Annotated in this window: 7 protein-coding genes and 1 pseudogene; 1 reads left to right on the plus strand and 7 read right to left on the minus strand. The window is 38.4% G+C overall.

Going from position 1 to position 10,172, the window contains the following annotated elements; genetic code table 11:
- Nucleotides 1-130: 130 nt before the first annotated feature.
- From QD47_RS19545 to QD47_RS19565, 5 genes are all read right to left on the minus strand, one after another.
- The gene (locus QD47_RS19545) at nucleotides 131-1,006 is read right to left on the minus strand and encodes a hypothetical protein (RefSeq protein ID WP_044647708.1); all 876 of its coding nucleotides are present in this window, start codon (nucleotides 1,004-1,006) and stop codon (nucleotides 131-133) included.
- Nucleotides 1,007-1,614: 608 nt separating this feature from the next.
- Nucleotides 1,615-1,800, minus strand: a complete 186-nt coding sequence (locus QD47_RS19550) for a hypothetical protein (protein ID WP_044647709.1) — start codon at nucleotides 1,798-1,800, stop codon at nucleotides 1,615-1,617.
- A 102-nt stretch (nucleotides 1,801-1,902) separates the two neighbouring features.
- Nucleotides 1,903-2,082, minus strand: coding sequence for a hypothetical protein (locus QD47_RS19555; RefSeq protein WP_044647710.1), 180 nt, complete (start codon nucleotides 2,080-2,082; stop codon nucleotides 1,903-1,905).
- Nucleotides 2,079-2,642 (minus strand): hypothetical protein, encoded by a 564-nt coding sequence (locus QD47_RS19560; RefSeq protein ID WP_044647711.1) that lies wholly within the window; start codon nucleotides 2,640-2,642, stop codon nucleotides 2,079-2,081. Before QD47_RS19560 ends, QD47_RS19555 begins: the two co-directional genes overlap by 4 nt.
- Nucleotides 2,643-3,053: 411 nt before the next feature.
- A complete protein-coding gene (locus QD47_RS19565) occupies nucleotides 3,054-4,085 on the minus strand; it encodes a TerD family protein (protein ID WP_459542285.1) in 1,032 nt (343 codons plus the stop codon).
- Nucleotides 4,086-4,693: 608 nt separating this feature from the next.
- Here QD47_RS19565 and QD47_RS19570 point away from each other — a divergent pair.
- The gene (locus tag QD47_RS19570) at nucleotides 4,694-6,541 is read left to right on the plus strand and encodes a hypothetical protein (RefSeq protein ID WP_044647712.1); all 1,848 of its coding nucleotides are present in this window, start codon (nucleotides 4,694-4,696) and stop codon (nucleotides 6,539-6,541) included.
- A gap of 337 nt (nucleotides 6,542-6,878) precedes the next feature.
- Here the strand turns inward: QD47_RS19570 and QD47_RS19575 are convergent, their stop codons facing one another.
- Together QD47_RS19575 and QD47_RS19580 are read right to left on the minus strand one after the other, a co-directional pair.
- Nucleotides 6,879-7,883, minus strand: coding sequence for a hypothetical protein (locus tag QD47_RS19575; RefSeq protein WP_044647713.1), 1,005 nt, complete (start codon nucleotides 7,881-7,883; stop codon nucleotides 6,879-6,881).
- A gap of 766 nt (nucleotides 7,884-8,649) precedes the next feature.
- A pseudogene (locus QD47_RS19580) lies at nucleotides 8,650-10,097 on the minus strand (IS1182 family transposase).
- Between the last annotated feature and the right edge of the window lie 75 nt (nucleotides 10,098-10,172).

Raw genomic sequence — 10,172 nt, forward strand, 5'->3', positions numbered from 1 at the left:
GCACCTTTATCGGAGAAACCCTATTATTATGGATTGATGCATTTTGCATCACCCTTTCGTTGCGCTTTATTTCTTCTATACTTCTTATATGAGAGATACCTTTCCCTTAAATATGCAAGCCTCTTAATAATTACGACTTTATCAAGGCAATTTGTAATCGAAACATTGTCTCGCTGATTCGGTTTGATGTATTTTTGACGTAACCCTGCTTTATTAGCAAAGTAGTTAAACTTGCCATTACTCGACCATTTTTAGAATGGAACTCGGACATCTGAGAATTAAATAGATCCGATAGACTACGCAAATTATCCCAATATCTTTGCAAATCCTTTCGTTCTTCTTCACTAATAGATTGTTCGAAATTTTCCTTAACTGCCTGTGCATGCCTGAATTGTTGCTTATATTGACGCAGGAGCGATCGGATCTCTGAAAAAAGCTTCTCTACTCCATATTTATGAGCGACAGCTGCATACTCTGTAACAATATGCTCAGCTTCTTGGGGAGTAAAGTATTCTGGAATTGCGATGAGCTTTGCTTTCTCCTTTTGTAGTTCACGCATTCGCTTCATTGCACATTCCTGTAGAATTAAATCATTATAGTATTCAGATTTTTTTAGAAGTTGTTTTCCTTCTGCAAAAATCGAATAAGGGATACCTTCATTTTTTAGGAGAGGGGTGAGAGAATCGGTTATTGATTTCCCTGCATGGATATGGACTTCTGCTGTTGGGTATTGAATTTTCAAAAATCCCATGATCCGCTCTGCAAATTGTTTTTGAACTTTTTTTTCAGGAGCAGCGTTTATAGGATAATTTTGTATGACTGTATCGTGAGGAATAATTCTTAGTTCATGAAAACTTAAAAAATAAATATGTTCTGTAGGGAATTCGATCACCTTCATGTACTCAAGAGCTGCTTTTACCCAGCGATTCTTATTTCCTGCGTAAAATTGATAAGCAGGGGCAGTGCCAGTTCGGTTAGATGATTCAATGACTAGAGCTACGTTCATATGATCCTTCCTTTACTTGGTTATCAAGATGCAATTAACCTATTAAATTATGTTTTCATTAATTTGGATAGAGGTTTATGTATCCCCTCTATCCCCACAAAGTTTCTTAAAAAGAGTATTAGGATTTTCATGTTGAAAATTTCCTTTCATACTGAACATCAATAAAAGTCTTTACCTTCTTTGGCAATTCCTAATTTATATTTAATTGCAAATATGAACCCTTGGTCTTTCCCGAATACATACCAATCTTTTACGAAAAATAAAATCCTCTTCATTGATACCATCCTCTTTTTTTATAATTCACCATTGGAACTTAGTTTTGATAAACTAAACACATTAATTCGAATAGCCTAAAATTTAAGAACACAAAAAAACGCATTCTTTTCTAACGATTAATTGCCATGAGGCGAATTCAGTGTCAACTGATTAATCATTTGAAATAAATGCGTTATACATGATTTCCATTAAGCGTTTGCAGTGGAGTAAAATTAATGAATGAGTAGATCGTAGGATTTATGAAAATAAAACATTTTATTTTCTCGGGGGATGGCTTTATCATTAGGATAAAAAGGTTTGGCAATAAAATTTCCAAACCTTTATTTAGAATATTACCCCTGTAATGTTACTTGTAAAGCAGACTTAACCTTTTCAATTACTTCAATCCGATTTTGGCCTTCTGGATTAAGTCCGACTTTTTCACAGACTGACAGGAAGCAACCATTCAGGGTTGATTCATACAAATACTTAACCCCGTTCAGTTCAACCATCATTCGATAGGCTATTCGCGCATCCATTACATGAACTCCTTCATTTTGTTCCTCTATTCGTCCATAGCAACTTTTATCGTTTTCACTATCTTTAATTTTGCTGAAGTTGTTAAATTAATTCAATTTAATTTACTTTATCGTTCCAGCGTTGAACCCTACAGTTGTTTTCTTTTTACGCAGGTACTCCTGCATGAGACGATCTCGTTCTTCTCGCTCCTCAGCATTTTGTGGAGGGATGGCAAGAACACCGTTTCCGGCCTCAGATAATTCTTCAAAGACATGGACAATATCATTTTTACTCTTGTTCATGAAAACTCCTCCTCATTGAAATAAATATCAACTAACTCTTTGGCTTTGGGAGTTTCAATCGCCATAAGGTGACCACCAATAATGATTGCTCCAAGCTTATCTTGATAATGTTCGATTAGTTTCGTTTTGGAAGTGAAGGAAACCACCCCATCAAAACCATAGTCAAAAGAAAATTTACAAGCAATCGCAAATAAATGTGCTCCTACTCCAATAAAGACTTTATCGGAGGAACCCACATTCCAAGGTGCACTTTCGACAAGGAAAACGTCGATATATCCTTCTGCGATTTGGAAACTAATTAAGCCTTGGATATCAGTTGATCCCTTAATTAAAAGTTTATAAACTTGTCGGTCTGAAACAGAAAACTCCTGTTTCCAGTCAAAATTCACCCAACCCATTTTTTTGGTTAGCATTTTCAAATCTGATTTCAGCAACGGCTCAAAGGTCGTCTTATATTCTTCCCCAGATTCACGATGAATTAAACAAGGAGTCAATTCATCAATAATAACGTCTACAGATTGTGAAACATCCTTAGGTTTAATGATTTTTTCAAGATTCATAATGTAATACTTACCTCCTATTATAACACTTTTTTGTTCTTTGAGTGGAGTTACAAGCACCAACAAAAAAAGAAGCGCCTCTGGAACGAGTGACCGTACTGTAGGCAAATTTCTAGCCTTAAGGTAGATCAATCGCTTGTCATAGCGCTTCTTTAGTAAATATGACTCATCAGGCGCATGCCAGAGTCTGGATGTCGGATTATAATATAATTATCCTATCATAATAGAAAGTATCTTATCAAGAAATAGAAATTATCGGGGAATGCGCTTAGAGGGTGGATGCTTTCTTTGGAGAAACCAGCTCATTCTTAAAACATTAAACTAAAAAGCCTGCCATTTATCCGGCAAGCTAATCAAATTTCCTTTAATGATTATCGTTCGAACATCTGACAGGTGCAAGCTCTTAAGGTTTTACTTAAATTCTTTCGAACCGACATCCATTTTGAACGATCCATCATCATAGAGAAGTGGACTGTGCTCTACCATACTGCGAGAATATTTCTCTACGTGGCTGACTATCATCTCATTGGGTCCAGTAAAATCGATATGGGCAATAGCTACCCAATACGAAAAGCTGTTTCTCTTATGAAGAGGAGTTGCGATAACCTGCCCTTGATGATTATCAACAACAGCACGAACTTTCATGGATTTAAAGCTGCCGAAACCATTACTGACTGCACTATAGGCGGTAAATATAACAAAACGTAAGGCTGCTGGTTGATGAATAATGATTGTTTCTTTGCCATGAGCCAAAGCATCACCATCAAGTTGAATATACGGAGCACTATGGGGGGAACCGAGATTGCGGTAATAAATTTTTCCTACTTCATTGTCTTTCGTCACATAAAAACAATACAGATCTAAATCCTTCATGGTCTCCCACTCTAGAGTGGCTGTAACTTTCTCTGATTTATGTATGTTGATACTCTCTTTTTTCTTAAGCTCAAGTTTCATTGGTGTTACCACCTCAGGAATTGTGAGTGGGGCTCTATCGACTTCAGCAGGTATTTCGTTTTGTGTCGTTTCAGATACTTCAAGACCAAAATTTTTTACTAGTGCAGTAAGACCACCGTTGAACCCACTACCCACTGCGTTAAATTTCCATTCTCCTTTATGTAGGTAAAGTTCCCCTATGACAATGGCCGTCTCTTTATTGAGCTCTTCACTAAAGTTAAAACTTGCAACTTCATCTCCGCTCACAGGATTATATATACGACATAAGGCATCACTGACATTGGAGAAGGATTGTCCTGTAGTTTCACCTTCATGAATGGTAAGTGTGAAGGCGATCTTCTCAATATCGAAAGGGATCTTTTTTACTGAAATCCGAATGACCTCAAGAGATCCATCTGCGGGACCAGAATGGCTTACAGCATGTTCCCTGCTTATTTGCTGGTTATAAAAGATCATATCCTCGTCTCGTGTTACAAATGCCCAAAGAATTTAAAAGGAAAGCAGATGCATTGATATCTATATCCGGAGATATAGTTTTCCAAGTGAGTCCAATCGCGATTTCCTCAAAATCCTCCCTTTTGTAACATCTATTTTTTGGCCCTTTGTGGTGATCACATTAATCACTCCTAGATAGGGATGGTTGCAATGTTATATTTTCCGAGTAAAGCACACGTGTATTAAATTGAGAAAGTCATCTTAAAGAGTGACTCTCTGCATTTTGCCTACCTTAAAGCAGGATCATGAAGAGGCGCATCTTCCCCTCTCCTATACGGTAATGGTGAACGTAGAGAGGGATTCCTCTCTTAGATATTGAGTTTATAGGCCTGATAGCTTGTCGAGAAATGATAAATCATATAAATCCATGGGTTATGATCGAAAATACGACCATAATACATAGGAAAGTCACTTAAATGTATAAGAATGATGGATGAAACCCATTATTCTCTCTATTTAGGTAATGGCGACTAGATTGCCTATTGCGGATCTGCTTGAAATTATAGATTATTTTCTCACAAGCTGAGCTATATTTGGACTCTATAATAGGTACTTAGGAAAGCAATTATAACTCAAAATGAAAGGAAGCGGGGTTAGAATCTATGGAGCGACATCTAAACAAAATGATAAAAGAACTTCTGAAGGAAGCGGGGCTTGATCCAGACAGTCCTAGCTTCATACATGATCCAGCGTATGCACCTTTCAAACACACATATATGCTCGTGACAGATTTGGGGCTTACCACTGTGGACTACTACATCTGGAAAAAATGGTTGTCTGAAGAACAGAGAAACAAGCATAAGCGAAGCATATTTGACATGGGGGTAAGCGATAAGCCTCAAATACTAACCCATTCTATGTTGTATAAGGAGATAGCTAATGAGGAATTAGCAGATGATGAAGTTGTAAGGCAGAAAATCGTTGGTGAAAAAAGCAGTATCAAATCAAAACTGAAAGAGGCTTTGAACTTTAATCTGGATAGGTTTGGACCAGAACAAGATTATGAGAAACTGAAGCTTTTGAATCTGCTTTATTGGTACGAGAAGTCTCCAAAGAATCCAGAGAAGGTAAATCTCCTAGCGGTTCTCTCCGTGCCTTCCATGGTCAACCAAGATCAGCGGCTAGAGGGTAGAGAAACTCCTTACGGCAGAATCCTGACGGAATTAAAGTTTGAAGTACGAAAAGAAGTAGATGATTCTTTTGCTATTGAAGTGGCAAAAAATACGAGCAATATCATTAATAGCTGGAACTATGGACACTTCAATGTTATTCATCTGGTCAATCGGGATATTTCTACATCGGATAGTAGAAGTGAACTCGAAAATATATTGAAACACCTTCGAGAGGTGCTTGATATGGTTAGAGTGGATGACAGTTCTATAGAGTATGAGTCCAACTTGATGGATGCGTTCTATCTGAAAGTTCATCAATTGGACAAAACGACGAGATTAGAAGATATGCGAAAGGCTATATCACATATTTGCCACTCTTCTCACACTCAAAAACTCCTAATTGGTAATGGTACGAAACCACTTCCTTATGAGGATGGCTTAATTGATGATTTGAAGGGATATGCCGAGGTTAATCTGGAGAGGATTACACAGTTGGCATATGGTAGAAAAGAGATTACAAAATCAGAGCTGATCTTTATTAAGCGGAAACTAGAGAGAGTTGAAACATTGCTAACGATTTTTAATAAGCAGCGAGTTAGTGCCTATTCTCATTCGCTAACCATGACCTTCTTAATTGCTGCATTACAGGAGATCATTCTTTCAGAATGTTCTGATGAAGGCGATTCTGAAACGTCTTATGTATATAAATATTATAAGTCTAAACAAACAGTCCGAACCTTATCATCTGCTCTTAAAAACTTTGACGTAGAAAGAAATGTTGAGGAAGAAATTTATGAAGTTCTTTGGGTGACGAAAATCGAAAGACGAATGTATGCTCTTAAGGGAAGACTTGATCTATATTTGCTCTCAGTAGAGATTGGAGAACAAATTAATCAGATCATAAAAATAATTACAAGAGTTCCTCATTTAGCTACCATGTATGCACTTCATAATTATTTTACTGATCAGCTTATGCTTACGGAGAAAAAAACGATTGGCCAATATCAAAATGAGTTCACTACAGCTATTAAAGAAAAGACAAACTTTGATTGTATTATTCGGACTAGGCGGATATTTAGTTTGTTTGATGACGAGGATGTATGTAAGGGGTTCACAGGTCTTATGATCTGCGCCATTAATGGACTACTTGACCTAACTAAATGGAATCGTGAAGGTGAAGTGTACAAAACAGTCATTTACAACCATCGTATTGAAATTGAAATTAATCGACAACAGCGGCAGTTCATTCTTCACAAGTCAAGGAAATTTACAAACGGTGATGAAATAAAAGAGCTTCAGAATAATGGATTAAGTAAAATGGTGATAAATAAATTATAACATACCCCTTATTGAGCTAATACTCACTTTTTAACGGATGGATGGAAATAAAAGCAGCTCCTCCTGCAGGTATAAAGGGGGAGCTGCTTTTATGACTTAGGTTGTCATCGCAAATATTCCTACGCTATTCAACTTGGATCTTAGGAGCTGGAACCCGGTATCGATTATAGTTCTCATGATTAGATGAGAGTTTGTATCCGCGAACGTCGTAACATAAATGCCTATATTTCATCCCTCATGTATGAAGGTATTTGTTCTTCAAGTTAAACACGGTACCTAGTTAAGGGTTAAGTATAGGAATCGTTTATGACATGAATCTATGATATGAAAAAAGCTACTATTTTCTTTCTTCTTGACTCTGATGGAATACAGCGGCAGATCGATCAAGTAATGATTGAGGTATAGCTGTCACAACAGGAGGTGTTTTTTCCTCTTTGAAGTAGTGATGTTGAATGACGGATTCATGTAGTAACCAGATCGATCCTGATTGCCTCAGGAGGCCCATCTCCATATATCTACCTAATTGATCTCGGTGGATGTCTTTCCTGATTTGACCGGGTGTAAGGGCGTGACGAGTCTCAGCTTCACTAGTTGTGATTACTTGTTCAATTGTATGTTTACATCTCTTGCATAACGTAAAGTGTCCCAATAATATAGGGAGCCCCGGCTCTTTAATCCATCCATTGCATTGACTGCATCGAAACGGATGTGTACCGCCTTTAATTATACTTAATCGGTTCTCATAGTCTCTTATTTGTGCATCTAAGCTAAACATCTGCCAAGTAGCGCCAACTAGAGAATCCTTTATATCACTAATTATTCTATGCTGTGTTTGAAGTAATTGCAGATGTTTCTCCATCTCTTCGATCCATGTTAATTCAAAATGGTTTTTACTGCGGCCGGCATCATAAAAGAGTTCTAGCAGTACTTCATGAACAAGCCAACATTTACCTGACTTGCGTATGAGTGAGGTGTCTTTTAGAGAATGAAGTATTTTGTTGCAATCGGTCTTTACTGTTCCAACTTTCATGGATCTGCGCTCTTCCATTTCTTTAGTATTCATCACTTGGGAGATTGTTTTGAGACACCGGTAACATATGTTGTGATGTCCAAAGGTCACAGAATGGTCGCTCTCCTTAATTGGTCCTAGACATTGGGTACATTTTAATGGCGAATAGCTGGTCTTGAGCTTCTCATAACGTAATTCTGCATCGCGAATCATCGCGTTGATACTGAATATATGATACGGGGCATCAGGCAATTCATGTTTTAAAGCGAGTATCTCTTCTTTCTTCTGATTTAGCATGATTATTTTCTGTTGTGAATTATCAATTAATGACATTAAACTTCCCCTCTTCGACTGTTGGACGTTAACGCTTTTTATCATACACTAAAACGTCGTGTTGATTCAAAACATTCCTTTTGAGTTCTCCCCTTTTAATTAAGAGGGAGGTCAAAACCCTTGATATGTAAGGCTTTTAGGACGATTATCTATCTGGAAGAGCTAAACTAATTCATGACGCGTATTCTCAGTGAATAGGCGTCTAAGACCCATCATTCTTATAAGATTAACTATTGTAAAACTGGGAGGATTAAGAAGAAAAATCTTTTGTATTTCACAATGCCAGGTCCATAAGAATTACTGGGATCTACTGAGAATTAATGGCACTAACTAAAATGTAAACCAACAAATAGGAAAAGCAGACAATATTATATAGGTTGACGGTTACGATTTTTTCATACACCTTAAACGTCTTAATGCTTTATTTGAGTCTCTTTTATATCTTCCTGATATGTATTGATGGAGGCTCAAAACCTTGATGTTACGGGTTTTTTTCGATTCAATTGTGAGGGAGGAAGCAAAATATATATAGCTAACACAGACTGATTAAATTGGATCTTTTTTAGGCTTGAAGGTTGAATGTATAAGATTATCAGTGAATGATAACTTGCAAAAAAAAGGCCCTCCTCTACGGAGAGGCCACTGAAAAACATGGTTCTTACAGATAGCTGAAAGAGAATCCATTAAAAAGACGACATTCATTCCTTTGTTTTTGAATGAGATGTCGTCTTTTTTTGCTTCCTCATGTCTACGAGTGCTCCTCTTTTTAGCTCATCAACTTCAAGATCCGCTTCAGATTCACCGCGAAAATCGCCATCGCTCCTTGCATTTCCATGCCAATCAGACCCGAGGAGGATGCCACATCATACCCGTGTCTGTGCTTGAGTTCACTGTTCTTGGCTTCAATTTTGTATCGCTCTTTGGCCTTGGTCTTAAAGACCTCACTCTCCTGAAATACGGCTTGAGCCAGATGTTCGTCGCTTTTTATACTTACAGAATACGTCTTGCTTTTTGCCCCGTCCTTGTAGCAGCCTTCCCGAAGAAGGCATCGCTTGCATGTTTCTACGTCAAAGTAATAGGTGTCGGTTTGGTTTTCTCCTCGGCCTTTTTTCCCCTGCCGCGCCCGGCGAGTTGCCAGATCACCAGCCTTGCACACATACATCCCTGCATCTTGAACTCAAATTCGTCTTCCTTCTTTCGGTTTCCCTGAGTAATCAAAGGATGTAGTTTTGCGACCAGTTGGATGTTTTCTTGTGCACTGTAGGCGAGGTTATCTTTTTCTGAATAGGCTGCATCTCCAATCACCGTTTCCACTTTCATTCCTACCGCCTTACTTTTTTCAATCAAGGTTTGGAGTTGCTTGCCGTCGTGTTTTTCCCCGGTGGTAATTGTTGCCGCTGTTATGATTCACTCTTCACTCATAGCGATGTGGGTTTTGTAACCAAAAAACGAGAAGTCCACACTTTTGTGACCCATTTTGGCATCGGGATCCGCAGACGTTTGCAGATGCTCCACATCGTCGGTGACGGTTTCTTTCAATAAATTCAACGGTTCTGTAACCTTCGGCAGTCCGGTAAATCGCCCATCCTGTTCAATCACAGCGACCAGTTGCTGGCTATACTGGATTTCATCTTCTAGGACATCCGTGGCGGGTTTGGCGGGAAACTTACTTTTCATGGATTCATCCAGCGTGTAGATGGCCTTTCTGAGACGCTTGGAACGTTCCCGTAGCACGGCTTGCGGTGTTTTTTGAGTGTAGCGGGCTTGGGTATGAGTTGCGTCCACAATAATAGATTTACTGTGAATAACGCCTTTTTCGATGGCGATTTCCACCGTTTTGCCGATGAGCAAATCTAACAACTTCATACCTTTGAGCCGTAATTTGCGAAACTTGGTGAGTAGACTGGGATCAATGACAGCTTCTTCTGGAGCCATATGCAGAAAAAACTTGAATGACAAATCCGTTTTTGAGCGCTCAACCAGGTCGATGTCAGACAAGTCAAAGATGGACTTGAGTAGCAAATATTTAAACATCCGAACCGGATCTACAGCTGTACGTCCGTTGTCATGACAATAGTTGTCATGCAGTTCCTCATACACAAAGCTAAAGTCCACCAGTTCGTCCATTCTCCGCAACATATGATCTTTGGGGATGAGTACATCGTAAAGTTCTGTATACGGACTCAACAAAAAGCTCTGCTGTTTCGGGAGCACAGGGATCACCAACCTTGGATAAGATACTTCAATTATACCGAAAAAAAGAGACAGACTCCTCAAAAAAATGAGGAA

This window comes from Paenibacillus terrae (assembly GCF_000943545.1).
Classification (GTDB): domain Bacteria; phylum Bacillota; class Bacilli; order Paenibacillales; family Paenibacillaceae; genus Paenibacillus; species Paenibacillus terrae_A.

Bases quoted from the DNA above. Each gene is read 5' to 3' on its own strand.
- QD47_RS19555 (WP_044647710.1), bottom strand. From the start codon at position 2,082: ATGAACAAGAGTAAAAATGATATTGTCCATGTCTTTGAAGAATTATCT.
- QD47_RS19545 (WP_044647708.1), bottom strand. From the start codon at position 1,006: ATGAACGTAGCTCTAGTCATTGAATCATCTAACCGAACTGGCACTGCC.
- QD47_RS19560 (WP_044647711.1), bottom strand. From the start codon at position 2,642: ATGAATCTTGAAAAAATCATTAAACCTAAGGATGTTTCACAATCTGTA.
- QD47_RS19550 (WP_044647709.1), bottom strand. From the start codon at position 1,800: ATGGATGCGCGAATAGCCTATCGAATGATGGTTGAACTGAACGGGGTT.
- QD47_RS19575 (WP_044647713.1), bottom strand. From the start codon at position 7,883: ATGTCATTAATTGATAATTCACAACAGAAAATAATCATGCTAAATCAG.
- QD47_RS19570 (WP_044647712.1), top strand. From the start codon at position 4,694: ATGGAGCGACATCTAAACAAAATGATAAAAGAACTTCTGAAGGAAGCG.